At 72.2% G+C, this 25,457-nt stretch carries 30 protein-coding genes; 16 read left to right on the top strand and 14 right to left on the bottom strand.

The window, feature by feature from the left end:
• Window positions 1-10 precede the first annotated feature (10 nt).
• Entirely contained in the window at window positions 11-445 is a 435-nt protein-coding gene (locus OG332_RS22210; protein WP_327415106.1) for a hypothetical protein, read from the top strand.
• 25 nt (window positions 446-470) lie between these two features.
• On the top strand, window positions 471-1,235 hold the full coding sequence (locus OG332_RS22215) for a hypothetical protein (RefSeq protein ID WP_327415107.1): 765 nt from the start codon (window positions 471-473) through the stop codon (window positions 1,233-1,235).
• A 48-nt stretch (window positions 1,236-1,283) separates the two neighbouring features.
• Here the strand turns inward: OG332_RS22215 and OG332_RS22220 are convergent, their stop codons facing one another.
• Together OG332_RS22220 and OG332_RS22225 are read right to left on the bottom strand one after the other, a co-directional pair.
• Window positions 1,284-1,703 (bottom strand): PPOX class F420-dependent oxidoreductase, encoded by a 420-nt coding sequence (locus OG332_RS22220; protein WP_327415108.1) that lies wholly within the window; start codon window positions 1,701-1,703, stop codon window positions 1,284-1,286.
• 75 nt (window positions 1,704-1,778) lie between these two features.
• Window positions 1,779-2,984 (bottom strand): DUF1266 domain-containing protein, encoded by a 1,206-nt coding sequence (locus OG332_RS22225; protein ID WP_327415109.1) that lies wholly within the window; start codon window positions 2,982-2,984, stop codon window positions 1,779-1,781.
• A gap of 131 nt (window positions 2,985-3,115) precedes the next feature.
• Here OG332_RS22225 and OG332_RS22230 point away from each other — a divergent pair, with 131 nt between their 5' ends.
• A complete protein-coding gene (locus OG332_RS22230) occupies window positions 3,116-3,355 on the top strand; it encodes a mycoredoxin (protein ID WP_327415110.1) in 240 nt (79 codons plus the stop codon).
• Between the two features lie 34 nt (window positions 3,356-3,389).
• Here OG332_RS22230 and OG332_RS22235 read toward each other — a convergent pair whose 3' ends face one another.
• Window positions 3,390-3,641, bottom strand: a complete 252-nt coding sequence (locus OG332_RS22235) for a hypothetical protein (RefSeq protein WP_327415111.1) — start codon at window positions 3,639-3,641, stop codon at window positions 3,390-3,392.
• Between the two features lie 175 nt (window positions 3,642-3,816).
• On the opposite strand from OG332_RS22235, the gene OG332_RS22240 reads away from it, so the two are divergent.
• Together OG332_RS22240 and OG332_RS22245 are read left to right on the top strand one after the other, a co-directional pair.
• Entirely contained in the window at window positions 3,817-5,739 is a 1,923-nt protein-coding gene (locus OG332_RS22240) for a C1 family peptidase (protein ID WP_327415112.1), read from the top strand.
• 35 nt (window positions 5,740-5,774) lie between these two features.
• The gene (locus tag OG332_RS22245; RefSeq protein ID WP_327419341.1) at window positions 5,775-6,092 is read left to right on the top strand and encodes a protease inhibitor I42 family protein; all 318 of its coding nucleotides are present in this window, start codon (window positions 5,775-5,777) and stop codon (window positions 6,090-6,092) included.
• Here OG332_RS22245 and OG332_RS22250 read toward each other — a convergent pair.
• Window positions 6,064-7,248: a DUF418 domain-containing protein gene (locus OG332_RS22250; protein ID WP_327415113.1), complete on the bottom strand. Its 1,185-nt coding sequence runs from the start codon at window positions 7,246-7,248 to the stop codon at window positions 6,064-6,066. The two genes, OG332_RS22245 and OG332_RS22250, sit on opposite strands and share 29 nt — an antisense overlap.
• A gap of 161 nt (window positions 7,249-7,409) precedes the next feature.
• Here OG332_RS22250 and OG332_RS22255 point away from each other — a divergent pair, with 161 nt between their 5' ends.
• From OG332_RS22255 to OG332_RS22265, 3 genes are all read left to right on the top strand, one after another.
• Complete coding sequence (locus OG332_RS22255) at window positions 7,410-8,084, top strand: GntR family transcriptional regulator (RefSeq protein ID WP_327415114.1); 675 nt, start codon at window positions 7,410-7,412, stop codon at window positions 8,082-8,084.
• Window positions 8,081-9,472, top strand: coding sequence for an MFS transporter (locus OG332_RS22260; RefSeq protein ID WP_327415115.1), 1,392 nt, complete (start codon window positions 8,081-8,083; stop codon window positions 9,470-9,472). Before OG332_RS22255 ends, OG332_RS22260 begins: the two co-directional genes overlap by 4 nt.
• A 119-nt stretch (window positions 9,473-9,591) precedes the next feature.
• Entirely contained in the window at window positions 9,592-10,587 is a 996-nt protein-coding gene (locus OG332_RS22265) for a helix-turn-helix domain-containing protein (RefSeq protein ID WP_327415116.1), read from the top strand.
• Here the strand turns inward: OG332_RS22265 and OG332_RS22270 are convergent.
• Entirely contained in the window at window positions 10,584-11,408 is an 825-nt protein-coding gene (locus OG332_RS22270; RefSeq protein ID WP_327415117.1) for a maleylpyruvate isomerase family mycothiol-dependent enzyme, read from the bottom strand. The genes OG332_RS22265 and OG332_RS22270 overlap by 4 nt on opposite strands.
• A 150-nt stretch (window positions 11,409-11,558) precedes the next feature.
• Here OG332_RS22270 and OG332_RS22275 point away from each other — a divergent pair, with 150 nt between their 5' ends.
• The gene (locus OG332_RS22275) at window positions 11,559-12,338 is read left to right on the top strand and encodes a carbon-nitrogen family hydrolase (protein ID WP_327415118.1); all 780 of its coding nucleotides are present in this window, start codon (window positions 11,559-11,561) and stop codon (window positions 12,336-12,338) included.
• 5 nt (window positions 12,339-12,343) lie between these two features.
• On the opposite strand, the gene OG332_RS22280 is transcribed toward OG332_RS22275, so the two are convergent.
• Together OG332_RS22280 and OG332_RS22285 are read right to left on the bottom strand one after the other, a co-directional pair.
• Window positions 12,344-12,709: a hypothetical protein gene (locus tag OG332_RS22280; RefSeq protein ID WP_327415119.1), complete on the bottom strand. Its 366-nt coding sequence runs from the start codon at window positions 12,707-12,709 to the stop codon at window positions 12,344-12,346.
• A 178-nt stretch (window positions 12,710-12,887) separates the two neighbouring features.
• Window positions 12,888-13,295, bottom strand: coding sequence for an LURP-one-related family protein (locus OG332_RS22285; protein WP_442816192.1), 408 nt, complete (start codon window positions 13,293-13,295; stop codon window positions 12,888-12,890).
• Between the two features lie 32 nt (window positions 13,296-13,327).
• Here OG332_RS22285 and OG332_RS22290 point away from each other — a divergent pair, with 32 nt between their 5' ends.
• Together OG332_RS22290 and OG332_RS22295 are read left to right on the top strand one after the other, a co-directional pair.
• Window positions 13,328-14,131, top strand: a complete 804-nt coding sequence (locus OG332_RS22290; RefSeq protein ID WP_327415120.1) for a hypothetical protein — start codon at window positions 13,328-13,330, stop codon at window positions 14,129-14,131.
• Window positions 14,132-14,159: 28 nt separating this feature from the next.
• Window positions 14,160-14,687, top strand: a complete 528-nt coding sequence (locus OG332_RS22295) for a DUF4240 domain-containing protein (RefSeq protein ID WP_327415121.1) — start codon at window positions 14,160-14,162, stop codon at window positions 14,685-14,687.
• Here OG332_RS22295 and OG332_RS22300 read toward each other — a convergent pair.
• Entirely contained in the window at window positions 14,678-15,319 is a 642-nt protein-coding gene (locus OG332_RS22300) for an MSMEG_1061 family FMN-dependent PPOX-type flavoprotein (protein ID WP_327415122.1), read from the bottom strand. The genes OG332_RS22295 and OG332_RS22300 overlap by 10 nt on opposite strands.
• 29 nt (window positions 15,320-15,348) lie before the next feature.
• Window positions 15,349-15,903 carry a Uma2 family endonuclease gene (locus OG332_RS22305; RefSeq protein WP_327415123.1) on the bottom strand — a complete coding sequence of 185 codons (555 nt, stop codon included), beginning with the start codon at window positions 15,901-15,903 and terminating at the stop codon, window positions 15,349-15,351.
• A 123-nt stretch (window positions 15,904-16,026) separates the two neighbouring features.
• Here OG332_RS22305 and OG332_RS22310 point away from each other — a divergent pair, with 123 nt between their 5' ends.
• Entirely contained in the window at window positions 16,027-17,871 is a 1,845-nt protein-coding gene (locus OG332_RS22310) for an NHL domain-containing thioredoxin family protein (protein WP_327415124.1), read from the top strand.
• Window positions 17,872-17,894: 23 nt separating this feature from the next.
• On the opposite strand, the gene OG332_RS22315 is transcribed toward OG332_RS22310, so the two are convergent.
• From OG332_RS22315 to OG332_RS22335, 5 genes are all read right to left on the bottom strand, one after another.
• Window positions 17,895-19,187 carry a M18 family aminopeptidase gene (locus OG332_RS22315; protein WP_327415125.1) on the bottom strand — a complete coding sequence of 431 codons (1,293 nt, stop codon included), beginning with the start codon at window positions 19,185-19,187 and terminating at the stop codon, window positions 17,895-17,897.
• A 100-nt stretch (window positions 19,188-19,287) separates the two neighbouring features.
• Window positions 19,288-20,016, bottom strand: coding sequence for a hypothetical protein (locus tag OG332_RS22320; RefSeq protein WP_327415126.1), 729 nt, complete (start codon window positions 20,014-20,016; stop codon window positions 19,288-19,290).
• A 168-nt stretch (window positions 20,017-20,184) separates the two neighbouring features.
• Window positions 20,185-22,011, bottom strand: coding sequence for an acyl-CoA dehydrogenase (locus tag OG332_RS22325; RefSeq protein ID WP_327419342.1), 1,827 nt, complete (start codon window positions 22,009-22,011; stop codon window positions 20,185-20,187).
• A 116-nt stretch (window positions 22,012-22,127) separates the two neighbouring features.
• Complete coding sequence (locus tag OG332_RS22330; protein ID WP_327415127.1) at window positions 22,128-22,487, bottom strand: ATP-binding protein; 360 nt, start codon at window positions 22,485-22,487, stop codon at window positions 22,128-22,130.
• Window positions 22,484-22,690 carry a hypothetical protein gene (locus OG332_RS22335; protein WP_327415128.1) on the bottom strand — a complete coding sequence of 69 codons (207 nt, stop codon included), beginning with the start codon at window positions 22,688-22,690 and terminating at the stop codon, window positions 22,484-22,486. The genes OG332_RS22330 and OG332_RS22335 overlap by 4 nt, the downstream gene beginning before the upstream one ends.
• Before the next feature lie 124 nt (window positions 22,691-22,814).
• Between OG332_RS22335 and OG332_RS22340 the strand changes: the two genes are divergently transcribed.
• Genes OG332_RS22340 through OG332_RS22355 form a run of 4 tightly spaced genes read left to right on the top strand, consistent with a single transcriptional unit; the run spans window position 22,815 to window position 25,427 of the window.
• Window positions 22,815-23,666 carry a helix-turn-helix domain-containing protein gene (locus OG332_RS22340; protein WP_327415129.1) on the top strand — a complete coding sequence of 284 codons (852 nt, stop codon included), beginning with the start codon at window positions 22,815-22,817 and terminating at the stop codon, window positions 23,664-23,666.
• Window positions 23,647-23,928: a DUF397 domain-containing protein gene (locus tag OG332_RS22345; RefSeq protein WP_327415130.1), complete on the top strand. Its 282-nt coding sequence runs from the start codon at window positions 23,647-23,649 to the stop codon at window positions 23,926-23,928. The genes OG332_RS22340 and OG332_RS22345 overlap by 20 nt, the downstream gene beginning before the upstream one ends.
• Window positions 23,929-23,977: 49 nt before the next feature.
• A complete protein-coding gene (locus tag OG332_RS22350) occupies window positions 23,978-24,436 on the top strand; it encodes an SseB family protein (protein WP_327415131.1) in 459 nt (152 codons plus the stop codon).
• A 31-nt stretch (window positions 24,437-24,467) separates the two neighbouring features.
• Window positions 24,468-25,427 (top strand): helix-turn-helix domain-containing protein, encoded by a 960-nt coding sequence (locus OG332_RS22355; protein WP_327415132.1) that lies wholly within the window; start codon window positions 24,468-24,470, stop codon window positions 25,425-25,427.
• Window positions 25,428-25,457 lie beyond the last annotated feature (30 nt).

Below are 25,457 nucleotides of genomic sequence, written 5' to 3' on the forward strand. Positions count from 1 at the left end.
CCCGGAGGTGATGGCGATCGCCGACGAGCTCGGCTGGCTGCGCGACCACGAGATCGTCCCGGCCGGCCTGCTGCTCCGGTCCGGCGGCTTCGAGGCCCTCACCCCGGAGCTCGGCCGCCCGGGGCCGATGCGGCGCATGGCCCGGATGGGCGCCGACCTCCAGCTGGCGCACCTGATGCAGGCACTGGTGGGCACCGGCGTACAGCGGTCGCCCCGGGCGGCGGCTCAGGCCGTCGTCGCCGTACTGGACGTGCTGGAGGACGCGTGCGCCCTGGTGGCGGGCCCCGGGTACGAGCGCTCCGTGCACGAGGTCCATCTGATGTGGCGGGTCGCGTTCCTGCCCGGCGTCCTGCTGCCCTCCTCCGGCTCCCCGGAGGGGATCCGGCGCGGATTCCGGGCCTACGCGCACGCCCTGGAAGGGCAGGGGGAGGGCCCCGGACGGTAATCTCCCGCCCGGGGAAGGGGGTCGGGTGTCCATCGCCGAATTGCAGGTGTACTCCGTCGAGGAGGCTGATGTCACGGGCGGCGTGTGCGTGGTCCGGTGCGTCGGCGGGGTGGCCCGGGCCGGGCAGGTCTACGCCGTCGGGGAGTCGAGGATGGGCCTGCGCCACATCGAACGGTACGGGCGGCCCGTCGCCTCCTTCGACGCCGGACACGTCGCGAAGGTCCACTTCACGGGCGCCATGGTCGCCCTGCTCACCCGCGGGCAGGTGCTGACCTCGGTGCCGCCCGACGGGCACTCGCTGGAGGACCTGGAGGCCTGGCTGGCCACCGGGCCGCCGCTGCGGGACGAACCCCACCCGCGGACCCTGCGCGTCCTCGCCGGCGTGCGGATGCGCGACGAACGACTTCCCGACGAGGTCCGGCTGCGCTGGGGACGGGTCGCGCTGGCGGCCACCCGCCGGTGCGCGCAGGCCGAGGGCACGCCCGCACTGGCCGCAGCACCCGAACTGGCCTACGTACAGGGCTACTTGATCCAGCAGTTCGGCCCGGCCCGCGGCGGCGACCCGGCGGCCCTGTGCCGGGATCTGCTGGCGCTGATCGACCTGACCCCGGCGCAGGCCGCGGCGCAGGGCCGCGGCTGGCGCGACCTCCCGCACCACCGCATCCGGCACCTGCGCCGCATCAAGAGCCTGATCCCCTGGCTGACCGCCGTACGCCCGCACCTGCCGGACGGCGGCTCCTTGGCGGAGGCGGTCGACGCCTGGTCGGCGGTCCGGCCCGGACTGCCGTGACCGGTCCGGCCGTGACGGGCCCGTATCCGGCCTCCCGGGGCAATACAACTAGCCCGCGGCGCGCGCGGCGTTGCCCAGGACCCTGGTCGGGGTGATGCGGACGACCACGCGGACGTCCTGCGCCGGGGCGTCCCGGTACTCCTTGCCGGCGCCCGGGCCGAGGTACTCCTCGGCGATGCGGACGGCCACCGCGCGGCCGACGTCCTCGGTGACGGTGGCCGTGCCGCGGATCTCGGCGTAGAGGAAGGGGTTGGCCAGGTCGAAGACGGTGACGCCGACCCGCCCGTCCCGGACGATGTTGCGCTCCTTGCGGCGTCCCTGCTCGGTGGAGATCAGCAGGTCGCCCCCGTCGCGGGTCACCCAGATCACCGAACTCTGCGGACTGCCGTCGGGGTTGATGGTCGACAGGACGGCGGGGTGCGGGGAGTCGAGCAGCCCGCGCACGGTCTCATTCAGCTCAACAGTCATGACGGCGAGGCTAACCGGGGCGCGGGCGGGCCGCCGCCGGTTTCCGGCCCGCCCGCGGTCACTAACCGAAGTCGGTCAGTTCCAGGGGATGTTGAGCCACGGGCTGGCCTGGTCGGTGGTCAGCGCGACGTGGGCGGCGAGGGCCGTCGTGTACCAGGTGCCGAACTCCTCCTCGTCGAAGTGCAGGCACCGGCCGAGGACGTACCCGGCCGAGAACTCCTCCCACGAGCGGTACGTCTGGCGGGCGGCGTCCCCGGCGCGCAGTACGGCCTTCTCGGCCTCGTGGAGGGTGCCGTAGCGGCACCCGATGCCCCAGCGGGCCATCTGTGAGGCCCGGCCGAGGTCCCAGGCCTCCACCGAGCGGACCCAGCCGTCCTCGGGGAGCAGCCCGTCGGCGCGGAAGCGCTGCTCGTAGCGGGTGATCCGGCCGATGAGGCGCTTGACGCCGGTGATCTCGCCCTCCACCTCGGCGGTGGGGCGCGGCTGGGCGACGGTGACCCCGTCGGGGGTGAGCTGCGGCTCGGCGGAACGCTCGGCGCTGCGGCGCAGGCTGGCCTCGGCGGCGTGCCGCCAGTGCTCGATGTCGACCGGCCCCGCGAAGTCGGAGGCGAGGACGCGGCGGACGCGGAGCGCGAACTCCCAGACGGGGCTGACCACGTCCACGGTCAGGAGCTGCTCCAGGGCGGAGAGCCAGCCGGCGCGGTCGGTGATGCTCCAGCTCTTCGCGACGCGGCGGCGCTCGTGCTGGTAGCCGCTGCCGTGGTAGGCGAGGGCGTTCCAGAACTCGCCGTTCGTCACGGCGAGATGGCTGCCTACGGCGAGGCCGTGGGCGATGGGCCCGTGCAGCGGCCCGCCGGTGAAGAGGGCGTGGACCTTCCCTTCGGGCAGGCCGTACGCGGGCGCCGCGTCCGCGTGCGCGCGCCAGCGGGCCAGGTCGGCGGGGGTGGTGGTGAGGTAGGCCTCGGTGGGGGAGCCCGGGTTCACGGCGAGGAAGGCGGGATCGCCGGGGCCCCAGACTTTGGAGAACCAGCCCAGGCTCCGGGACTCGAAGACCGTCTCGGGGGCGGGCGCGGGCAGCATGCCGGCGGTGTGGACGACGAGCATGCGGTCCGGGGTGGCGTGGAAGAAGACGGAGTCGGGATGCGCGTCGGACTGGACGCGGTGCTGGACCAGGTAGAGCTGGGCGCGGGCGAGTACGTCGAAGTACGCGGCCCAGTCGCCGGCGGTCTTGGCCTCGTACAGCTCTCTCTCGATGACGCTCGGCGCGATCCAGGTCCCCATACGGGGACCTTATACGGGCCCCTCCACGGGCCACCCGGCCCGTACGGACCTCTCCCTGACCGGCGGCTTCCGGCATAGGCTTCGGGCATGACCCGACTCCCGTGCGCGAAGGCCGTCCACTCGGCGGCGCGATGAACGACGTCACGGTGTACTGGCGGCCGGGGTGCCCGTTCTGCGTCAAGCTCCGCACGCAGCTGCGCCTGGCCCGGATCCCGTACCGGAAGGTCGACATCTGGCGGGACCCCGAGGCGGCGGCCTTCGTCCGCAGCGTGGCCGACGGCAACGAGACCGTCCCGACGGTGGTCGTCGGCGACCACCCGGCCATGGTGAACCCCTCCGTACGCCGGATCCGCGAGGCCCTGCACGGCTGAACCCGTCCCGGACCCGGCGTTCGGTGGCCGGGTCCTACCGGCCCGAGGCCGCCTTCATCGCCGCGAGGACGGTGATCAAGACCGTGGCCAGGACGACGACCTGGTTCCGCTTCCCTTGCAGGCGCTTGCGCTCGGCGGGCGCAATGCCGCTCTTGTCCGCGGCGTTGCGCCAGGGCTTGGTGGCGCGCCAGAGGAACGTGACGGCGAGGGCCGCCACGGCCAAGGTTGCGACCACCTGCCCGGCGGCGTAGTTCTGCGAGGTGGGGTCCACGGACAGGGCGATCATGAACCGCATCGTATGCACGATCGAATTGCTCGTGGATCACGATCGGACATCATCCGTGCCGCGTGACGCCCCCCCCGTGCCACCGCGCGACCGTGCGGACCCCCTTGACGCCCCCTGGTGGGGGAGGGACGCTCGCGGGTCTCGCATCCGAGCGGTTGCACACTGGGGGGCCGGTATGCCGGAGGAGTCTGTCCAGGCGGTGGGGGAGCTGCGGGCGCGGCTCGCGGCGCGGGGGGCGCGCTGGTCCGTCATGGAGCACCTGGCCGACGAGGAGCCGGTGCCGCGGCCCTCGCTTGGTCTGGAGCCCGGGGCGAACCTGACGCCCGCCGAGGACGTGGGGCTCGTCGATCTGCGGGGGATGATCGGGCACGAGAGCGGGAATCCCCACCTGACCCGGCGCCGGGCCGCCCACGGGTTCCTGCCGGGCCCGGCGACGACCGGAGCGGCCCGGCCCGCCGCCGTGGACTGGCGCAGCCGCTGGGGATGGCCGTGGATCACCAAGGTGAAGGACCAGAACCCGTGCGGTTCCTGCTGGGCCTTCGGCGCCGCCGGCCTGGTGGAGTCCATGGCCCGCATCGAGCACTGCGTATGGGCGGAGCGTTCCGAGGGGGACGTGCACGACGGTCTGCGCTTCACCTGCGGGCAGGGTTCCAATCCGGAGACCGCGCTCGACTGGATCAAGGGCAACGGGGGGCTCGCCGACCCGGACTGCTGGCCGTACAGCACCCCGCCCGCCGGTCTGCCCGCCGCCCGCCGCGACGCCTGGCGCGCCGAGTACACGCCCAGCTGGGACCGGTCCGGGCGCACCGTCCGGATCACCGACTACGTGCGGCTCGGCGACGTCGAGCAGCAGAAGGTCTGGCTGGACACGGTCGGCCCGCTGACCGCCTGCTTCGACGTGTACGACGACTTCTTCGGCCTGGGCTCCGGCGTCTACCACCGCACCAGCGACCACCTCGCGGGCGGCCACTGCGTGCTGATCGTCGGCTACGACGACGCGGCCGGCTGCTGGCTGTTCAAGAACTCCTGGGGGACCGGCTACCACGTCGGCGGCTACGGCCGGATCGCCTACGGCGAGGTCGACATCGACCACTGGGCCAAGTGCGGCCTGCGCGGCACCAACATCGACCCGTGGGCCAAGCGCCGCCTGCACACCGGCAACGTCTACGAGAGCGGCAACGGCCGCGCCCACCGCAACTTCGAGCTCCTCGCCACCACCACCGGCGGCCGTCTCCAGCACTGGTGGCGCGAGGGCGACGCCCCCTTCGCGTGGGCCCGCGCGGACGCCTTCGCGAACGACGTCTCCGGCCAGCCCGCCTTCACCGGGACCACCTACAACCGCAACATGGAGTCCCTGCACGTGACCACCGGCGGCCGGCTGCGCCACTGGTACTTCGAGCAGTCCGTGCGCGTCTGGCGCGACGGCGGCGCCTTCGGCCCGGGCGACGCGGCCGTCGGCTCGACCCCGGCCTTCATCCAGAGCGACTATGGCAAGCCCGGCAACTTCGAGGTCGTCGTGCGGACCGCCGACGGCCGCCTCCACCACTGGCGGCGCATCAACGGCGCTCCCTGGAACTGGAACGACGGCGGCCGCTTCGCCTCCGGCATCGCCCACTACGGCCCCGCCCTCGTCCAGACCCGCAGCCGCCACCTCGACGTGGTCGCCGCCCGGACCGACGGCCGCATGCAGCTGTGGTGGCGCGACGACCCGAACGGTTTCGCCTGGCGCGCCGGCGAGGTCTTCGGCAGCGGTACGCCGGCCGTCTCCGCGCCCTGCCTGATCGAGGGGCAGTACGGGGCAGCCGACGAGGACACCGCCGGGAACTACGAGCTGTGCGTGGCCGTCGCCGGCGGGCGCGTGGAGCACTGGTGGCGCGGCAACGCGGGCGGCTCGGCCTGGAGCCGCAGCGCGGTCTTCGGGCACGACGTCGCCGCGGTCACCGGGATGCTCCAGGGCAGTTTCGGGTTCAACCTGGAAGTCGTCGTCCTGCGCACCGACGGCCTCCTCCAGCACTACTGGCGTGGGGGCGCCTCCCGGACGGGGTCCGGGGGAGGGGTGGGCTGGCACGAGGGGGCGGTCATCGGCCCCGTCGGCTGAGATCCGACAGCTGAGAGGACCTGGCGGGCGTGGAGATGCGGAGCGTCGTGCTGAGCCCCGGTGAACCGTACGAGCTGCGGCTCACCGGCCGCGGCGCGCGCGGGTACGTGTGGACCTGGCAGGTCACGGGGGACGCGGACGTGGTGGCGGTGACGGAGGGGCCGACGGCCTCCGGTGACGGCCTCCCCGGGGCCCCGGTCGAGCGGACGTACGTCGTACGGGGCCTTCCCCCGGGCGGTGGCCGGGCCCGGATCCGCTTCGCCCAGGTCCGGCCGCCCTACCCGCAGGAGGCCCCGTACGACGAGTTCGTGCTGGACGTGGAGGTCACCCCGCGGACGGGCGGCGCGGCCTGAGGGCCGCGTGCTGCACGGCCTCCAGGGGGCCGCGCTCGAAGCGGCGCAGCCACAGCCGCGACCCGGCCGTCAGGGCCAGGCTCACTCCGGCCCACAGGCCCATCACCCACCAGGGGCCGCTGCCGCCCAGCCGGTCGGCGAGGCCCAGCCCGAGGCCGTAGCAGAGCAGCATGCAGAGCAGGTTCTGGGCGACGTAGCAGGACAGGGCGGTGCGGCCGACGGAGCCGAGGGCGTCGGCGCCGGGGACCCGGAACCGGTCGAGGGCGCAGCCGATCAGGCCGATGTACCCGACGGCGATCAGCGGAGCGGTGCCGTAGCGGCCCAGGAAGAAGAAGTCGGATCCGCCGAGCGCGGCGGCGGCGCCCAGCGGCAGACCGGCGCCGAGGCCCCAGGCGGCCAACCGGACCCGGATCCGGCGCCCGTCGGCGGTCGGGGCGAAGGCGCCGGCGCGGTGCAGCCTGACGCCGAGGAGGAAGAGGAAGACCAGCAGTCCGAAGGAGAAGACGGGCTCGATGCGCAGCGCGAGGGCGTGGTCGAACCGGAAGGCGATCTGGTCGGACCAGCTGCCGTGGGCGTAGAGGCGGACGGCCTGTGGGTCGGGGGCCTCGGGTCCGGAGGCCGGACCGGCGAGGTCCCCGAGCGTCACGAGGCCGACCAGGGCCAGGTGCAGCCCGCCCGCGGTCCACATCGCCACCCGCCGCACCTTCTCGGAGCGGGCCAGCAGCCAGGCCACCAGCAGGGCGGTTACGGCGTAGCCCATCAGCACGTCCCAGGCGAAGACGAGGACGAAGTGGACCGTGCCCTCCAGGAAGAGGAACGCGGCCCGCCGCGGGTAGCGGCCGGGCCAGGGCTCGCCGCGGCGCGCGGCGGAGTCGTACTGGATGGCCAGGCCGACCCCGAACAGGATCGTCAGCAGGGACAGGAACTTCCCGTCCGCGAGGAACCGGAACACGCTCTCGGCGATCACGGCGGCGCTTGGCTCGGCGACCGGGTCGGGCAGGTCCAGACCGCCCTGGAGCACGCTCCACTCCGAGCCGGGGGAGGCGAAGATCCAGACGTTGGTCATGAGGGTGCCGAGGACGGCGGCGCCGCGCAGGACGTCCAACAGGGGGAGCCGGGTGGTCGTGCGGACCACCGGGGCGAGGGTGTCGGCCATGACTCCAGGCTCCCGGCGCGCGGGGCCGCGTACGTCCTGCGGGCGGACGAAGGCGCCGTACATCCTTCGATGCAGGTGGGGCGCGAACGGGTCGGAGGCGGGGCGGTCCGCATCCTGGAACGGGCCCCGGCTTGCACCTCTGTTGTATCTATGCTGTGCGCATGTCCGCCGCCACCCCCGCCGCCACCAGCACCGCCACCAGCACCGCGACCGCCGCCGAACGCGTCTACCAGCACGTCAAGCACGGTGTGCTCGACCGCCGTTACGAAGGCGGCACCCTCCTCACCGAGGGCGAACTCGCCGAGGCCGTCGGAGTGTCCCGCACGCCGGTCCGCGAGGCGCTGCTGCGTCTGGAGACCGAGGGGCTGCTGAAGCTGTACCCGAAGAAGGGCGCGCTGGTGCTGCCGGTCTCCGCGCAGGAGATCACGGACGTGCTCGAAACCCGGCTGCTGGTCGAGGAGTTCACCGTCCGCAGAGCCGTACCGGCGCCACCCGGCCTGCTGGACCGGCTCGCCGCCCTGCTGGAGGAACAGCGCCGGCACGCCGCCGAGGGAGACCTCGCCGCGATGATGGCCGCCGACCGGGGCTTCCACGCCGAGATCGTGCGCAGCGCCGGCAATCAGATCCTGTGCCGCCTCTACGACCAACTCCGCGACCGGCAGCTGCGGATGGGCGTGGCCCTGCTGCACGCCCACCCCGACCGGCTGGAGCGGACCCTGGCCGAGCACACCGAGATCCTGGACGCGCTGCGCGCCGGGGACGCGGACACGGCCGCCGCGGTGGTCCGCGGCCACATCGGGCGGGTCGGGGAACTGGTCCGGGGGCCGGGCCGGTGACCGCCCGGGGGAGTGCGCCGCAGCCGGTCAAGGACCCGCCCGGCGGCGGACGGGCCGTCGCCGTCTGGTCCATCGGCGTCGCCGTCTACTTCGTGGCGGTGATCTTCCGTACCAGCCTGGGCGTGGCCGGTCTCGACGCCGCCGACCGCTTCCACGTCAACGCCTCGGCGCTGGCCGCCTTCTCCCTCCTCCAGCTGCTCGTCTACGCGGGCATGCAGATACCCGTGGGCCTGATGGTCGACCGGCTCGGCACCAAGAAGGTGCTGACGCTGGGCGCGGTGCTCTTCACCGTCGGCCAGCTCGGCTTCGCGCTCTCGCCCTCCTACGGGATGGCGCTCGCCGCACGGGCGCTGCTCGGCTGCGGCGACGCGATGACCTTCATCTCGGTGCTGCGGCTCGGCACCCGGTGGTTCCCGGCCCGCCGTGGGCCGCTGATGGCGCAGCTCGCCGGGCTGGTCGGCATGGCGGGCAACCTCGTCTCCACGCTCGTCCTCGCCCCCGTCCTGCACGGGGTCGGCTGGACCGCGGCCTTCGCGGGGAGCGCGGCGGCCGGCCTGGTGGTGCTGGTGCCGCTGGTGCTGTTCCTGCGGGACCACCCGGAGGGGCACGAGCCGGCGCCGGCCGGGGTCCGGGCCGCGGGGGCTTCCGCGGGGGCTTCCGGGGGGTTCGTCCGCCGCCAGATCAGGGAGTCCTGGAGCGAACCGGGCACCCGCCTCGGCCTGTGGGTGCACTTCACGACGCAGTTCCCGGCGATGGTGTTCCTGCTGCTGTGGGGGATGCCGTTCCTGGTCGAGGCGCAGGGGCTGTCGCGGACCACCGCGGGCGGACTGCTGACGCTGGTGGTCGCCTCCAACATGGCGCTCGGGCTGGTCTACGGCCAGATCGTCGGCCGCCGCCAGTCCGCGCGGATCCCGCTCGCACTGGGCACGGTCGGCCTCACGGCCCTCCTCTGGGCGGCCGTCCTCGCCCACCCGGGGGACAGGGCGCCGATGGGGCTGCTGATCGCCCTGTGCCTGGTCCTCGGCGGCTGCGGTCCGGCGTCGATGATCGGCTTCGACTTCGCCCGCCCGGCCAACCCGGCGGAGCGCCAGGGCACCGCCTCCGGGATCACGAACATGGGCGGCTTCATCGCGTCGATGACCACGCTGCTGACCGTGGGCGTCCTGCTCGACGCCACCGGCGACAACTACCGCATCGCCTTCTCGACGGTGTTCATCCTCGAAGCGCTGGGCGTCTCCCAGATCCTCCGGCTGCGCCGCGGCGCACTGGCCCGGGAGGCGGCCCGGGAGGCGGGCCGCCACCGCATCACGATCCCCGCACCCGCGTCCGTACCCGCAGGTGGGGCCGTACGCGGCGGCGCGGAACCGGGTGCGGGACGGGGTGCGTAACCGGGCCCGGAACCGGACCGGGTCTCCCGCGCGTGTCCCCTGCCGGACGCCGCAGGGCGCGAGGGACCGTAGGGCCGCCGTCCCGGGAGGGAGCGGCGTCGGGAGGGGGAACCGCAGGAATGTGGACGAAGCTGTCCGCCGACACCGTGCCGGAGGCGGAGCGGTTCGAGTGGTTCAACGACGTCGTCTCCAGCTCGCTGATGCCGACCGCCCTCGCCAGTGAGCGGTCCGCCGATTTTCATGCGGCGGCGGCGGTGCTGGACCTCGGAGCCGTACAGGTGTCGTCCTTCGAGTACTCGCACGTACGGTCGCGGCGCACGCCCGCACTCATCCGGCGCGGGGACCCCGAGCAGTACCAGCTGTCGCTGCTGACCCGCGGCCGGATGTGGATGTCCCAGTGCGGCGGCGAAGCGGAACTCGCCCCCGGCGACATGATCCTCTGGGACACCTCGCACCCCTTCGAGGCCGACTGCCGCCCCGGGAAGGGCACGCTCGGGGCGCTGGTCGTCCAGCTCCCGAGGACCGCGCTGCCCCTGCGCGCCGGCCGGATCGACCCGCTGCTCGGCCGCCGCATCGGTGCGGAGAGCGGGATGGCCGCGATCCTGGCGCAGTTCCTCACCTCGCTCGAAACGCACGGCTCCGAATGCTCGCCCCAGGAGCTCCAGCGGCTCGGCACGGTGGCCGTCGAACTGTCCGCCGCCTGCCTCGCCCAGCGCGTCGACGCCTACGGGGAACTCCCCGCCGAGGCCCGCACCCGCGCCCTGCGCGAGCGGATCGACGTCTTCATCGAGCACCACCTCGGGGACCCCGAACTGGCCCCGGGCCTGATCGCCGCCGCGCACGGGATCTCCGTACGCCGCCTCCACCTGCTGTTCCGCGACGGATCGGAGAGCGTCTCGGCCACCGTCCGGCGCCGCCGCCTGGAACGCTGCCGCGACGATCTGGCCCGCCCGGAGCTGGCCGGCCGCCCCGTCCACGACATCGCCGCCCGCTGGTGCTTCGGCAACGCCGCGGCCTTCAGCCGTGCCTTCCGCGAGGCGTACGGAATCAGCCCCACCGCATTGCGCCGCGCCGCAGCGCGCGCCGGGCAGCCCCAGCAGTCCCAGCAGCCCTAGGGCGTCACGGCGAACTGCGTGAGGATGGCCTCCGCCAGCTCCGCGTCGCCCTCCACCTTCACCCGGTCGGCGACGACGTGCGCCCGCACCCGCCCCGCCGCCAGCCGGACGTACGTCTCCCAGTCCAGGGTCAGCGTCACGGCCGGGCCCAGCGACGGCGACTTGTCCACCGTGCCGCGGCCGTCGGCGTCCACGCGTACCGTCCGCATGAACTCCAGCGCACCGTGCACGTCGATGACCACCGCCGAGTTCACCGGCGCCCCGGCCCGCTTCGCCACCACCTTCGGCAGCCCGGCCAGCAGGAGGTCCCGCGCCACGTACGCACCCGGCGCGTCCCAGTTCCCCGGCACGCCCAGCGCCGCCCGCAGGTCCTGCTCGTGGATCCACACGTCGAACGCGCGCAGCCGCAGCGCGTGCTCCAGCGTCACCTGGTCGCCCAGCGGACCCCGCACCATCGTGTCCGGATCCCGCTTCTCGTTGCGCAGCTGCCGCGAGCGCCGGATGACGGTGTACTCCAGCTCCGAGGTCATCTCCGGCGCGGTGTGGTGACGCCGCACGTCGACCTGCACCTCCATGTACCGGCTGAACTCGTCCACCACGTGCCGCAGGTCCCGCGCCACGGTGTGGATCGGCCGCGGGTCCCCGAGCTGCTCGCATTCGATGCCGATGATGTGTGACACGACGTCGCGGACCGACCAGCCGGGACACGGCGTCGCCCGGTTCCACTCGCCCTCCGTCAGGGGGAGGACCAGCTCGGATATTGCCTCGATGGAGTGCGTCCACGCGTCGGCATAGGGCTGAAGGCTGGGATGGACGGTCAACGGGACCCCTCGCGGTGCTGTTCAGTGGCGCGTTTTCGGAAGCAGTGGACTCAGTTTCCAAAACTACGCTGCCGGTGAGCACCCCGGCAGTGCTTTCGTGTGACGATCGTAGGCCCGAGTTGACGGCTTGAACGCCAGGACGGTGGTAGTGTGCGCGCCTCGCTGATCCAAATCGCAGTGAACGAGGGCGAGTCGGTGACTTCCCGACGTGCCCGCGTGGCCGAGCTCGTACGCGAGCAGGCGGACTCCGACCTCGTCGTGCTGCCGGAACTGTGGCCCGTCGGCGCCTTCGCCTACGAGCAGTTCGAGACCGAGGCCGAACCACTGGACGGCCCGACCTACGAAGCCATGTCCAAGGCCGCCCGCGACGCCGGGGTCTGGCTGCACGCCGGCTCGATCGTGGAGCGCGCGGGCGACGGCTCCCTCTACAACACGGCCCTCGTCCTCTCCCCGGCCGGCGAGCTGGCCGCCACCTACCGGAAGATCCACCGCTTCGGCTTCGACCAGGGCGAGGCGGTGCTCATGTCGCCGGGCGACTCCCTGACCACGGTGGTGCTGCCGGAGCAGACCCTCGGCATCGCCACCTGCTACGACCTGCGCTTCCCGGAGCTGTTCCGCGGCCTGGTCGACGCCGGGGCCACCACGATGGTCGTCGCGGCGGGCTGGCCCGCGCGCCGCCGGTCGCACTGGACCCTGCTCAACCGGGCACGCGCCGTCGAGGACCAGTCGTACGTCCTGGCGTGCGGGCTGGCCGGCACCCACGCGGGCGTGGAGCAGGCCGGGCACAGCCTGGTGGTGGACCCGTGGGGCGAGGTCCTGGCGGAGGCGGGCCCCGGCGAGGCGGTCCTCACCGTGGACCTGGACCCGGCCAAGGTGCCCGACACCCGCGCCCAGTTCCCGGCCCTGAAGGACCGCCGCCTCGGCCGCTGACCCGGTCAGCCGGTCCGGAGCCAGGACCAGATCGCGAGCACGGTGGGAACCGGGCACGCCAGGGCACCCAGGAGGAGCATGCGGCTCGAAACGGCCAGCCGGCGGATTCCGGGAGCGAAGGCCAGAGCGGTGAGCGCCGCGGCGGCGCCCGCCAGGACCAGGGCGACGCGCAGGACGAGACCTCCGACCGGGGCCCCGGCCGCCGCACCCCAGACGACGGCGATGGCGAAGAGGCTGGCCAGCCAGGCGAACGACAGGAAGGTGGCCGTCCACAGCAGGACCGCGAGCACGACGACGACGGGCCGCTCCTCGGGGGCGGGCTTCGTCGGCTGCCACGGGCCGTACAAGGCGGCGTACGTGCTGGGGTTCACCGTGGGGTTCCTTCCGTGGGGTTCCTTCCGTGGGGACGTGGACGATCCTCGCCTCCGGCGCGCCGCCACGGCATGAGTGCGCATGCTCACTTCGCCGCGGGCCCGTACTCACGCGGGCCCGGCGGCGAGCCGGACCTTGCCCACGGCCCGTCCTCCCGCTCCTTCTCCGCCATCCGGATCACGCACACCGCGACCGCGACCAGCAGCGCCGCGTCCTCGCGGACCACGTCCACCGCGTACGTCTCGCGGACCCGGTGCCACTGCCGTGAGACCAGCGCGAGCAGCTCCCCGTCGTACTCGACCTTGAACTCCCGGTGAACCGCTTCCTGCGGATCACCGCGAGCCGCCGCTCTCCCCCGGCTACCGCTGGGAGGTGGCCCCCACGCTCCAGCGTCATCGCGTCGCGCAGCACGAGCAGCTTCTCCCGCAAGGTGATCAGGATCCGCCCGTCCGGATCCTTCAGCTCCAGCGTGTCCCGGAACCGCAGCGCCTTCCCGTCGACGAGGAAGGCGTGGCGCCCGTCCTCGTCCTCGATCCGGTAGTCGTCCCCGACGGCCGGCATTTTGTCCCGTACGAGGTATTTCATGCGCTGATCAGTGCCCGCGATAGATTGCCGCCATGCCCCTCCTCTACGTGACCGACCTGGCGTACCCGGCCCGCGGCCGCCGCTACTGCGACGAGGACATATTCCTCACGTCCCGGGTGCGCGCCCACTTCGACCTGGCCCTGTGCCACCCTGCGGACGCGGAGGCGCTCCTCCCCCTGGGCTTCGACGCGGTGATCGTCCGCAACAGCGGCCCGGTCCTGCACTACCAGGAGGCCTACGACTCCTTCCGCGCCGCCGCCCTCGCCGCCGGCACGCCGGTCTACAACCCCCTCACCGGCCGCGCCGACATGGCGGGCAAGCAGTACCTCCTCGACCTGACGGCCGCCGGCTACCCGGTCATCCCGACGATCGACGACCCGGCGCGCCTCGCGGAGCTGCCGCAGGTCCCCACGTACGCGGTCAAGCCGAAGCAGGGCGCCGACTCCATCGGCCTCGCCTTCACCGCCACACCGGACGGCCCGGCCGGGGCCGTGCTGATCCAGCCGCGCATCGACTTCACGTACGAGGTGTCCTTCTACTTCGTCGACGACGCCTTCCAGTACGCGCTGTACGCCCCGGATCCGGCCCGCCGCTGGGAGCTGGAGCCCTACGCCCCGACCGAGGCGGACCTGGACTTCGCCCGTGCCTTCATCGCGTGGAACACCCTCGACCACGGCATCCAGCGCGTCGACGCCTGCCGGGCCCCCTCGGGCGAACTGCTCCTCGTCGAGCTGGAGGACCTGAACCCGTACCTCTCCCTGGACCTCCTCCCGGCGGAGGTCCAGAACACCTTCATCACATCGCTCACGAGATCTCTCCACTCCTTCCTCGGCTGATGTCAGTGCCGGGTGCCAGGCTTTTCCCATGGACAAGCAGACGTTCTGGCAGTTGATCGAGACGGCCCGCGCGGGCGATGCGGCGGACGAGGTGGCGGGGCGGGCGGCGGAGCTGCTGGCCGCCCGTCCGGCGGCGGAGATAGCCGCGGCCCAGCAGGTGCTGTGGGACCTGCTGGCGGAGTCCTACCGCAGCCCGCTCTGGGCCGCGGCCTACGTGATCAACGGCGGCTGCTCGGACGACGGCTTCGACTACTTCCGCGGCTGGCTCCTCACCCAGGGCCGGGACGCCTTCGAAGCGGCCCTGGCCGACCCGGACTCCCTGGCTGCCCACCCGGCGGTCCGCGAGGCCGCGGCCGACGGCCACGAACTGTGGGACGAGGAGGCCCTGTCGATCGCCTGGACCGCCTACGAGTCCGCCACCGGCCGCGAACTCCCGGCGGACTCCTTCACGATCAGCTACCCGCCCCTGGACCCGTCCTGGGACTTCGACTTCGACGACACGGCCGAACTCTCGCCGCGCCTGCCGCGCCTGAGCGCCCTCTTCGATCACTCGTAGCGGTACTGCAGCGACTCGCGCTCCTGCCGGCGGACGTCCTCGATCGTCAGACCGGGCAGGTCCAGGTGGGAGAGGGTGACCTCGGCGGAGCTCGGGGCGGCGTCCTCGGCGAGCCACTGCCCGGGCTTCCACGCGCCGCTGCGCAGGAACGCCTTTGGGCAGTGCTGGTACGCCTCCTCGACCCCCACGACGATCGCGCTGCGCGGCGGCTTGCCGACGGCGGTCAGCTGCTCCAGCAGCCGGGGGTCGGCGCAGACGCAGGCGCGTCCGTTCACGCGCAGCGTGGTGGCCCGGCCGGGGATGACGAAGATCAGCCCGGCCCGGCCCGTCTCCACGATGTTGTGGACGGTGTCGAGCCGCTTGTTGCCGGTGGCGTCGGGGACGGCGAGGGTGAACTCGTCGAGGACGGCCACGAATCCGGGCGGCCCGCCCCGGGGCGTCACGTCGCAGCTCCCGTCGGCGCCGGCGCTGGCGACGAACACCAGCGACGACCGCCCGATGACAGCCCGGGCGGCCTCGTGGATCCGGTCCACGGCCTTGCGCCGGGCCATCTCACCGGGCTCCTCGTACAGCTCGCGCAACTGGTCCGCGCTCCGCACGGCGGTGGCGTTCACGGCGTCGAATATCGTCACGCCCCCGCACGCTACCGGGTGATCACCGACTAGAGCCCGCTGGTGTCGAGCTCGATCCCGAACGGCTCGGGCAGCCGCACCGGCGTCCCGAACGGATGCGGCCCGTCCACCTTGGTGTAGCCGAGCCGCCCGGGCTCGGCGAACAGCGTGACCGTCTTCTCCATCCGGTCGACCAGCAGGTACAAGGGCGCGCCGTATTCCGCGTACCGCTTCCGCTTGACGACCCGGTCGGTCTCGGCGTTGGACTCGGAAGTGATCTCGACGACGAGCAGCACCTGGTCCGGCAGCAGAGCACTCCCGCCCTTCGCCAGCGCCTTGGGGACGACGGCGAGGTCGGGGATGTACCAGTTCGACGAACCTGGAAGGTCCAGGTTTCCCGAGCCGGTGACGCAGCCCAGCTCCTTGACCCGGGGGCGGATCTGATCACGGATCTCGTCGGCCGCGTTCTCGTGGTCCCAGCTCGGCGTCACGTTGCTGATGACCCCTTCGACGATCTCGGTGCGGTCCCCGCTGTGGTGCTGGATGGCGTACTTGAGGGCGTGCTCGGGATCGATGCCCTCGCCGTAGTTGTGCGCGGTGGTCATTTGCGGACGACTCCTTCGCTGCCTGCGTCCAGACTCGCACGGACGGCCGCCACCCGTCGTCACCCCTGCGGGTGCACCTGGACCTGTGACCCGGTGTTCACGCCCGGATGGCAAGCTTGAAGGATGAACGATGTCGCCCCGGCGCCCACCCCCGCGCCCGCGCCCCGCCGCCGTGCCCGTGTCCGTGCCCCCGAGCTGATCGGCAAGGGCGGCTGGATCAATACCGGCGGGAAGGACCTGAAGCTCGCCGACTTCCGAGGTCGCACATTGATCCTCGATTTTTGGACCTTCTGCTGCATCAACTGCCTGCACGTCCTCGACGAGCTGCGCGAGCTGGAGGAGAAGCACCGCGACACCGTCGTGATCATCGGGGTGCATTCGCCGAAGTTCGTGCACGAGGCCGAGCACGCCGCCGTCGTCGACGCCGTCGAGCGGTACGAGGTGCACCACCCCGTGCTGGACGATCCCGAGCTCGCGACCTGGAAGCAGTACGCCGTACGCGCCTGGCCCACGCTCGTCGTGATCGACCCCGAGGGCTACATCGTCGCCCAGCACGCCGGTGAGGGGCACGCGCACGCCATCGCGAAGCTGGTCGAGGAGCTGGAGGCCGAGCACGAGGCCAAGGGGACGCTGCGGCGCGGGGACGGGCCGTACGTGGCGCCCGAGCCGGTCGCGAGCGACCTGCGGTTCCCCGGGAAGGCGCTGCTGCTGCCGAGCGGGAACCTGCTGGTGTCGGACACCACGCGGCACCAGCTCGTCGAGCTGGACGCGGACGGGGAGAGCGTCGTCCGCCGCATCGGCAGCGGCGAGCGCGGCTTCGGCGGCGACGCCTTCAGCGAGCCGCAGGGGCTGGCGCTGCTGCCCGACGGGAGGGTCGTGGTCGCCGATACCGTCAACCACGCCCTGCGGACCTACGACCCGGCCACCGGGCACGTGGAGACGGTCGCCGGGACCGGACGCCAGTGGTGGCAGGGCTCGCCCACCTCGGGGCCCGCCCTGGAGGTCGACCTGTCCTCGCCGTGGGACGTGGCCTGGTGGCAGGGCAGGGTGTGGATCGCCATGGCCGGTGTGCACCAGCTGTGGACCTGGGATCCGGAGAGCGGCACCGTCGCCGTCGCCGCCGGTACCACCAACGAGGGGCTGCTCGACGGGCCGGCCGCCGAGGCCTGGTTCGCCCAGCCGTCGGGGCTCGCGGCCGCCGGGGACCGGCTGTGGATCGCCGACTCCGAGACCAGCGCCCTGAGGTACGTCCACCCCACCGAGACCGGCTACGCCGTCACGTCCGCCGTCGGGACCGGCCTGTTCGACTTCGGACACCGGGACGGGGACGCGGGCCAGGCCCTGCTCCAGCACCCGCTCGGGGTGACCGCCCTGCCCGACGGCTCGGTCGCCGTGTCCGACACGTACAACCACGCGCTGAGGCGCTACGACCCCGCCACCGGGCAGGTGTCCACGCTCGCCACCGATCTGCGCGAGCCCAGCGACGCCGTGCTGGTCGGCGAAGACATCGTGGTCGTCGAGTCGGCCCGGCACCGGCTGACCCGGCTGCGGCTCCCGGAGGAGGCCGTACGGGTCGAGTCCGTGGCCCACCGTACGCAGCGGGCCGCCACCGAGGTGGCGGCCGGCGCGCTCCGGCTCGACGTGGTGTTCCGGGCGCCGGGCGGGCAGAAGCTCGACACCCGCTACGGGCCGTCCACCCGGCTGCTCGTCTCCTCGACCCCGCCCGAGCTCCTCGCCGGGGGCGAGGGCGCCGGGACCGACCTGTTCCGGGAGCTGGCGCTGAACCCGGAGGTCACCGAGGGCGTGCTGCACGTCTCCGCGATGGCGGCGTCGTGCGACGACGACCCCGCCAACGAGTACCCGGCCTGCCACGTCCACCAGCAGGACTGGGGGGTGCCCGTCCGCGTCACCGCCGACGGCGCCTCCCGGCTGCCCCTCGTCCTGGCCGGGATGGACGAGCAGGAGTGACCCCCTGAGGCCTTCCCGGGGGGTCAGCCCTCCAGGAAGGCCACCAGGGCGTTGGCGAGGAGGTACGGGTCGTCCGCGCCGCACAGTTCGCGCGCGCTGTGCATCGACAGGATCGCGACGCCGATGTCCACGGTCTGGATGCCGTGGCGGGCGGCCGTGATCGGGCCGATCGTCGTGCCGCACGGCATGGAGTTGTTGGAGACGAAGGTCTGCCACGGCACGCCGGCCCGCTCGCACGCGCTCGCGAACACCGCGCGCCCGCTGCCGTCCGTCGCGTACCGCTGGTTGACGTTGACCTTCAGGATCGGGCCGCCGTTGGCGCGCGGGTGGTGCGTCGGGTCGTGCCGTTCCCCGTAGTTGGGGTGGACGGCGTGCCCGGTGTCCGAGGACAGGCAGATGGTGCCCGCGAAGGCCCGCGCGCGGTCCTCGTACGAGCCTCCGCGTGCGAAGACTGAACGTTCCAGCACGTTCCCCAGCAGCGGGCCGTCCGCGCCCGTGTCCGACTGCGAGCCGTTCTCCTCGTGGTCGAAGGCGGCCAGCACCGGGATGTGGTCGAGCTTCTCGGCGCCCGACACCGCCGCCAGCGCCGCGACGCCCGCGTGCACCGACAGCAGGTTGTCCATGCGCGGACCGGCCACCAGTTCGCGGTCGCGGCCCAGGTAGGCGGGCGGCTCGATGGAGTGGACCATCAGGTCCCAGCCGGCCACCGAGCCCTGCTCCAGGCCCTCTTCCTCCTCCAGGAAGGAGATCAGGTCGCCCTCGTGCACGTCGCCCAGGCCCCAGATCGGCTGCATGTGCCGCTGCTTGTCGAGCTTGAGGCCGTCGGTGTTCACCGACCGGTCCAGATGTACGGCGAGTTGGGGGACGCGCAGCAGTGCGCGGTCCACGTTGACCAGGCGCTCGCTGCCGTCGCGCAGGGTCAGCCGGCCGGCGAGGCCCAGGTCCCGGTCCAGCCAGGTGTTGAGGAGGGTGCCGCCGTAGATCTCGACGGCGATCTGCCGCCAGCCCTGGGAGCCCGTGTCCGGCTGCGGCTTGACCCGCAGGTTCGGGGAGTCGGTGTGTGCGCCGACGATCCTGAACGGGGTGTGCGCGGCCGCGCCTTCGGGGACGTACCAGGCGATGAGCGCACCGCCGCGGAGCACGAACTTGCCCCTGGTGCCCGCATCCCAGGCGTCCGTTTCCGACAACTGCCTGAAGCCTGCCTTCTCCAGCCGCTCGGCCGCATTGGCCACGGCGTGGTACGGCGACGGACTGGCCGTCAGGAAGGTCATCAGGTCGTCGGTGTGGCCGCGGTCGAAGCGGGCGGGAGAGCTCATGTGGTTCACCTTAACGACGGTCGTGTTCGCCATGGCCGGACTGCGACGGATAGCCGAGGTCAGGGTCCGCAGGGTGGGTGATCTGCGGTCCCGTCGGTTCTCAGCCCGGCGGTCGCTCGAATCGGCGCTGCAGTTGTCTGCGCTCGCCCCGGCGGATGCGCGGGAGCATCTCCGGGGTCTGCGGGGAGCGCTGCGCGCGTCTCTTGCGTCCGGCGCAGAAGATACAGGCCTCACCGGGGGGTGCATCGGGGTCGATGGGCGCACCCGGGTGCTCGGAGCAGCCGGAGGCGTTGCGCGGCCGGGACAGCTCGCGGGCGACGATGAAGGCGCGGTGGAGGTCGTCGGCGATGCGGACGAAGTCCTCGGCGGGGGAGGACAGGCCCAGGTGGAACCGCTGGTCCTCGACGGTGCGCACGCACGCGCGCAGTGCCTGGAGCGTGTACGGGCCCTCCGGTACGGGGTACCCGAGGCGGCGCTGTTCCCCGGCGGGGGCGGCGGGCGGGGCGCCGTGCCGGCGCTGTCCGAGCCGTCGCCGGTCGTTGCAGATGAGGCAGCGGCCCCAGCCGTCGGGCGCCTCGGGGTCGAGGGCGCCGTTGGGGTGCTCGGAGCAGCCGGTGTAGCTCTTGGCGGGGGCGAGTCCGGCGGCCGTCTGGAAGGCCACGTACAGCGCGTCGGCGATGGTGTCGTACTCGGCGGGGTGGGCGCCTTCGTACAGCTCGCGCAGGTGGTCGCCGAGACTGCCCAGGCTCGCCTGCAGCTCCTTGAGGGCGTACGGGCGCCCGGTGGGGACGGAGTACCCCCTGCTGCCGTGCTGATCCTGTGGACTCATGCGTACGAGCGTCCCATGAACGACTGACATCGGGGGAAAGCCGCAGGACAGGGCCCCGGGGCGGACCAGGCAGCGCATGCGCCAGCGGCCGGGACCCCTTGCGGAGGACCCGGCCGCTGTGCGTACACGGCGTACTGGTGCTGCGGGCCTGCGCGGCCCGCGCGCAGCCTAGAAGGCGGCTTCGTCGAGCTCCATGAGGGAGTTGTCGACGGCCTCGGCCAGCGCGCGCTGGACCGAGACGCCCGGGAGGACCTCGGCCGCGAAGAACTTCGCGGCGGCGATCTTGCCGGTGTAGAAGGGGACGTCCTTCGCGGAGGCGCCTGCCAGCTTCTCGGCGGCCACGGCGGCGCCCCTGAGCAGCAGGTATCCGACGACCACGTCGCCGGAGGCCATCAGCAGGCGGGTGGTGTTCTGGCCGACCTTGTAGATGTTCTTGACGTCCTCGCCGGTGGCGGTGAGGTCGACGATCATCTGGCCGACGATGGCCTCCAGGTCCACGGCGGCCTTGGCGAGCGCGTCGCGGGCGCCGGCCAGCTCCTCGCCGCCGACGGCCTCGGCCAGGAACTTCTTGATCGTCTCGGAGAGGAGGTTCAGCGAGGCGCCCTGGTCACGGACGATCTTCCGGAAGAAGAAGTCCTGGCCCTGGATGGCCGTGGTGCCTTCGTAGAGGGTGTCGATCTTGGCGTCGCGGATGTACTGCTCGATCGGGTACTCCTGCAGGTAGCCGGAGCCGCCGAAGGTCTGCAGGGACTGCGCGAGCTGCTCGTACGACTTCTCGGAGCCGTAGCCCTTGACGATCGGCAGGAGCAGGTCGTTCAGGCCGATGAGGGCGGAGGCGTCCTCGCCCGCGGCCTGCTTGACCTGGATCTCGTCCTGGACGGTCGCGGTGTGCAGGACGAGGGCGCGCATGCCCTCGGCGTACGCCTTCTGGGTCATGAGCGAGCGGCGCACGTCGGGGTGGTGCGTGATGGTGACCTTGGGCGCGGTCTTGTCCATGAAGTTCGCCAGGTCCGGGCCCTGCACGCGCTCCTTGGCGTACTCCAGCGCGTTCAGGTAGCCCGTCGACAGGGTCGCGATGGCCTTCGTGCCGACCATCATGCGGGCGAACTCGATGATCATGAACATCTGGCGGATGCCGTCGTGCTTGTCGCCGATCAGCCAGCCCTTGGCGGGGTGCTGGTCGCCGAAGGTCATCTCGCACGTGTTGGAGGCCTTGAGGCCCATCTTGTGCTCGACGTTCGTGGCGTAGACGCCGTTGCGCTCGCCCAGCTCGCCGGTCTCCCAGTCGAAGTGGAACTTCGGGACGAGGAAGAGCGACAGGCCCTTGGTGCCCGGGCCGTGGCCCTCGGGGCGCGCGAGGACGTAGTGGAGGATGTTCTCCTCCATGTCGTGCTCACCGGAGGTGATGAAGCGCTTCACGCCCTCGATGTGCCAGGAGCCGTCGGCCTGCTGGACGGCCTTGGTGCGGCCGGCGCCCACGTCCGAGCCGGCGTCCGGCTCGGTGAGGACCATGGTGGAGCCCCAGCGCTTCTCGACGGCTATCCGCGCGACCTTCTTCTGCGCCTCGTTGCCCTCTTCGAAGAGGATGCCGGCGAACGCCGGGCCGGAGGAGTACATCCAGATGGCCGGGTTCGAGCCGAGCAGCAGCTCCGCGTAGGCCCAGATCAGGGAGCGGGGCGAGGTGGTGCCGCCGATCTCCTCGGGCAGGCCCAGGCGCCAGTACTCCGAGTCCATGAAGGCTTCGTAGCTCTTCTTGAAGGAGGCCGGGACCGGCGCGGTGTTGGTGGCCGGGTCGAAGACCGGCGGGTTGCGGTCGGCGTCCGCGAAGGACTCGGCCAGCTCGTTCTCCGCGAGGCGGGTGAGCTCGGACAGGACGCTCTTGGCGGTCTCGGTGTCCATCTCCTCGAACGGACCGGTGCCGTACTGCTTGTCGCGGCCGAGCACCTCGAAGAGGTTGAACTCGATGTCGCGGAGATTCGACTTGTAGTGCCCCATGGCGACGGCTCCGTTAAGGCTCGGGGAGAGAGGTTCCTCGTACATACCAATCGGTAACGTAATGATGCTACCCGTCGGTAATAAGGCGCAACCCTTGGCGGGCAATGTGACCAGCGTCAAAGCTCGCACCAGACGGTCTTGGTGTCCGGGCCCCGGACGACGCCCCAGCTCAGGGCTACGGCGTCGAGCAGGGCCAGCCCCCGCCCGGACTCGTCGCCGTCGGTCGCCTGCCGCGGTACGGGCCACACCCGCGGCTCGGGATCGGTGAGCTCGACCCGCGTACGGGTTGCCCTTCCGGTGATCCGCAGGGTGACGGGCGTGCCTTCGCCGAGGTGGGTGATCGCGTTGGTCAGCAGCTCGCTGACGCAGAGCTCCGCGTCGGGGCAGGCGCCGTCGCCGAGGTGCTCGCGCACGGCGTGGCGGAGGAGGGGTACGGCCCCGGGGACGGCGAGCAGCCGGATGGTGAGGGCGTTCACCGGTCGGCCAGGGCGGCGGCCAGTCGCTGCGCGGTGGCGGTGTTGCAGTTGCCGAGGGAGATGAGGGGAGGGGTGCGGTAGCTGCCGGCGTAGGAGGGGAGGTGGAGGTCGAGCGAGGGCAGCGTGATGCCGTGCGCTGCGAGGGCGGCGCGGAGCTGCGTGAGGGCCTCGATGGCCTCGCGGTCGGGGACGTGGTCGCTCATGGGGGGCCTTCCTGTTTCGCCCTGTGCGGACTGTGACGAACTGCTCACAGGCTGGCGTGTCCCGGCGTAGCGTGGGAAGGGTTTCGGATTGCGCTGGGCAAGTGGCAAATGGCGGTGGTCTGTTGTGCCCCCTCGTAAGGACACCGACGCGTCGGCGAATGTCCCCTCCTTCTACGGCGCCGAGCTGCGCTACAAACGGGAGGCCGCCGGACTCACGCTGGAGCAGTTGGCGGACGGCAGCTTCAGGGGCGTCCCGTTCCTGAGCCAGATCGAGCGCGGCGAACGCCGGATGCCGCAGGATCTGGCCCGGCATGTGGACGCGAAGCTGGGGACGGACGGCTTTTTCGAGCGCCGCTGTGAAGACGCGCGCAAGGCGAAGCAGTCCGGGCATGCGGAGTACTTCGCGGACGTCGCGGAGATGGAGCCGTACGCCGAGACGATCGAGGACTGGGCACCGATGATCATCCCGGGACTGTTGCAGACAGAGCCGTACGCCAAGGCGGTCGTGCGCACCTCGCTGCCGTGGCTGCGGCCAGGAGTCGTCGAGAAGCAGGTCAAGGCCCGCATGGAGCGTGCGAAGCTCTGGGAGCGAGAGGAGCGCCCGGCCTTCTGGGCGATCCTGAACGGGTCGCTGATTCGCAATTCGCTGCTCTCACCCGAGGAGATGGCGGATCAACTGGATCACATCGCGAACGTGGTCCGTTCTACGCAGAGCGTTCTGCAGCTCCTTCCGGAAACAGCGGCTGCCCATCCGATGATGATGGGCATGATCAGGGTCATGACGTTCCCGGATGCGCCGCCTGTGGTGTACACGGAGGGTCTCCACAGTGGCCAGCTCATCGACTTTCCGACCCTCGTGAAGAACTACCGCAGGTCGTACGATCTGCTCAGGGCTGCCGCGCTGTCACCTGAGGCGTCCCTGGCGAGGATCGACGCAGCTGCAGAGGACTTCCGACATGGCAAGCACGAACATTGACTTGACGTCCGCCTGCTGGCGCAAGAGCAGCTACAGCAACGGCAGCGGCGGCGAATGCGTCGAGGTGGCTGAGGCGTTCCCCGGAGCCGCCCGCTGGCGCAAGAGCAGCTACAGCAACGGCACTGGTGGTGAATGCGTCGAGGTCGGCGATGGCCTGGCCGGGATCGTTCCCGTCCGGGACTCCAAGGTCCAGGACGGGCCCGTCCTCGTGGTCTCGGCCGACGCCTGGGACCCCTTCGTCGCCGAGCTGAAGGCCCGCTGACCGGATCTCGACGCCCCCGGCGGGCCGCCGCCTCGGTAGGCTTCGGCCCATGTACGGCTACGACCAGAACGTGAGCGCGGGGCAGCAGCAGTACGCGCAGCCCCCGCAGGGCTACGCGCAGCAGGCGCCGCCGCTGTACCCCGAGCCCTCGCCGCCCTCCCTCGCGGACGCGGTACGGGCCTTCACGACCGGGTCGCTGTCCGCCGAGGATTTCCAGCAGATATTCGCCACCTCGAAGGTCTACTGCCCGCGCGGCGAGACCCCCGGGTTCCTGGCGCTGCACAACACGCAGCAGCCGGTCATCCCCATGTTCACCACGCTCAAGGAGCTGCGCCGGTACGCCGGCAAGGAGTCCAAGTACTTCGTGATCACGGGCGCCGAGGTGATCGACCTGCTGCCGACCGGGTACGGCTTCGTCCTCGACATGGAGGGCGACCACCGGATGGTCTTCGACGCGAAGGCGGTCGAGCAGATGGTCGACTTCGCGATGCGCCGCATGTATGGCTAGCTGACGCCTGACGGGGGGCTCGTTGCTGAGGGTGCAGTTCACCACCGAGGACCTGCTCAACGTCACCTTTGCGAGCGAGCCGCTCCCGATGGTGGAGATGGCGATGGCCCTGGTCGCCTGGCAGCGCCGGGACGAGCAGGCGGTTTTCGGCCGCTGGCGGAGCCGCGTCAGCCAGGAGATACCGGGCCGGGTCCGGCCTCTCCTGGACCTGCTGAGGCCCGACGGCGACAACCCGCAGTTCGTCGAGCCGTACTCGCGCACCCTGGACGAGGGGCTGGTGGCCGTACGGGACGCGGGCCCGCTGCTCACCGCCGACGAGCTCGGCCGCATCGCCGCCCGGGCCCCCGGCCCGGCCTCGTGGCTGCGCGCGCTGTGGGGCCGGGACCGCGAGGCCTGGGAGCAGCTCGACGGCGCGATCAGGTCCGCGTACGAGGTGCTCATCGCCCCGCAGTGGCCGCGCATCCGGCAGTCCTTCCAGGCGGACGTGGCCTGGCGCAGCCGGCTGCTGGCCGCGCACGGCATCAAGGCGTGCCTGGCCAGTACGCATCCGCTGGCTGCCTGGACGGGTTCGGTCTTCGAGGTCGGGCTGCCGCCGGACTACGCGACCACCCTCGGCGGCCGGGGCCTGCTGCTGATGCCCTCGCCGTTCTGGACGGGGCGCCCGCTGCTCGCCGAGGGCCCGGAAGGCCAGGACGGCAGGCGCGTGCTGATGTACCCGGCGCTGACCCCGCTCCCGCTGGTCGGACCGGGCCCGGCGGAGGGCGCGCTGGACGCGCTGCTGGGCCGGACCAGGGCGGCCGTGCTCCAGCTGCTGATCCGGCAGCGCACGACGAGCGAACTGGCCCGCGACCTCGACATCAGCCTGCCCTCGGTCTCCGAACACACCCGCACCCTGCGCGCGGCCGGCCTGATCACCACCCAGCGCGACGGCAAGGCGGTCCTCCACTCGGCCACCGGCCTGGGCGTGGACCTGCTGCACAGCGGCGGCTGAGCACACGGGGCGGCGGGCCCCGGGCGGGGG

The organism is Streptomyces sp. NBC_01233 (assembly GCF_035989305.1).
In the GTDB taxonomy this organism is placed as follows: Bacteria; Actinomycetota; Actinomycetes; order Streptomycetales; family Streptomycetaceae; genus Streptomyces.

Excerpts from the sequence above, each read along its gene's own strand:
- OG332_RS22210 (WP_327415106.1), top strand. The coding sequence starts at position 11 with ATGGCGATCGCCGACGAGCTCGGCTGGCTGCGCGACCACGAGATCGTC.
- OG332_RS22220 (WP_327415108.1), bottom strand. The coding sequence starts at position 1,703 with ATGACTGTTGAGCTGAATGAGACCGTGCGCGGGCTGCTCGACTCCCCG.
- OG332_RS22225 (WP_327415109.1), bottom strand. The coding sequence starts at position 2,984 with ATGGGGACCTGGATCGCGCCGAGCGTCATCGAGAGAGAGCTGTACGAG.
- OG332_RS22230 (WP_327415110.1), top strand. The coding sequence starts at position 3,116 with ATGAACGACGTCACGGTGTACTGGCGGCCGGGGTGCCCGTTCTGCGTC.
- OG332_RS22235 (WP_327415111.1), bottom strand. The coding sequence starts at position 3,641 with ATGATCGCCCTGTCCGTGGACCCCACCTCGCAGAACTACGCCGCCGGG.
- OG332_RS22240 (WP_327415112.1), top strand. The coding sequence starts at position 3,817 with ATGCCGGAGGAGTCTGTCCAGGCGGTGGGGGAGCTGCGGGCGCGGCTC.
- OG332_RS22245 (WP_327419341.1), top strand. The coding sequence starts at position 5,775 with ATGCGGAGCGTCGTGCTGAGCCCCGGTGAACCGTACGAGCTGCGGCTC.
- OG332_RS22250 (WP_327415113.1), bottom strand. The coding sequence starts at position 7,248 with ATGGCCGACACCCTCGCCCCGGTGGTCCGCACGACCACCCGGCTCCCC.
- OG332_RS22255 (WP_327415114.1), top strand. The coding sequence starts at position 7,410 with ATGTCCGCCGCCACCCCCGCCGCCACCAGCACCGCCACCAGCACCGCG.
- OG332_RS22265 (WP_327415116.1), top strand. The coding sequence starts at position 9,592 with ATGTGGACGAAGCTGTCCGCCGACACCGTGCCGGAGGCGGAGCGGTTC.
- OG332_RS22285 (WP_442816192.1), bottom strand. The coding sequence starts at position 13,295 with ATGAAATACCTCGTACGGGACAAAATGCCGGCCGTCGGGGACGACTAC.
- OG332_RS22290 (WP_327415120.1), top strand. The coding sequence starts at position 13,328 with ATGCCCCTCCTCTACGTGACCGACCTGGCGTACCCGGCCCGCGGCCGC.
- OG332_RS22295 (WP_327415121.1), top strand. The coding sequence starts at position 14,160 with ATGGACAAGCAGACGTTCTGGCAGTTGATCGAGACGGCCCGCGCGGGC.
- OG332_RS22305 (WP_327415123.1), bottom strand. The coding sequence starts at position 15,903 with ATGACCACCGCGCACAACTACGGCGAGGGCATCGATCCCGAGCACGCC.
- OG332_RS22310 (WP_327415124.1), top strand. The coding sequence starts at position 16,027 with ATGAACGATGTCGCCCCGGCGCCCACCCCCGCGCCCGCGCCCCGCCGC.
- OG332_RS22315 (WP_327415125.1), bottom strand. The coding sequence starts at position 19,187 with ATGAGCTCTCCCGCCCGCTTCGACCGCGGCCACACCGACGACCTGATG.
- OG332_RS22320 (WP_327415126.1), bottom strand. The coding sequence starts at position 20,016 with ATGAGTCCACAGGATCAGCACGGCAGCAGGGGGTACTCCGTCCCCACC.
- OG332_RS22325 (WP_327419342.1), bottom strand. The coding sequence starts at position 22,011 with ATGGGGCACTACAAGTCGAATCTCCGCGACATCGAGTTCAACCTCTTC.
- OG332_RS22335 (WP_327415128.1), bottom strand. The coding sequence starts at position 22,690 with ATGAGCGACCACGTCCCCGACCGCGAGGCCATCGAGGCCCTCACGCAG.
- OG332_RS22345 (WP_327415130.1), top strand. The coding sequence starts at position 23,647 with ATGGCAAGCACGAACATTGACTTGACGTCCGCCTGCTGGCGCAAGAGC.
- OG332_RS22350 (WP_327415131.1), top strand. The coding sequence starts at position 23,978 with ATGTACGGCTACGACCAGAACGTGAGCGCGGGGCAGCAGCAGTACGCG.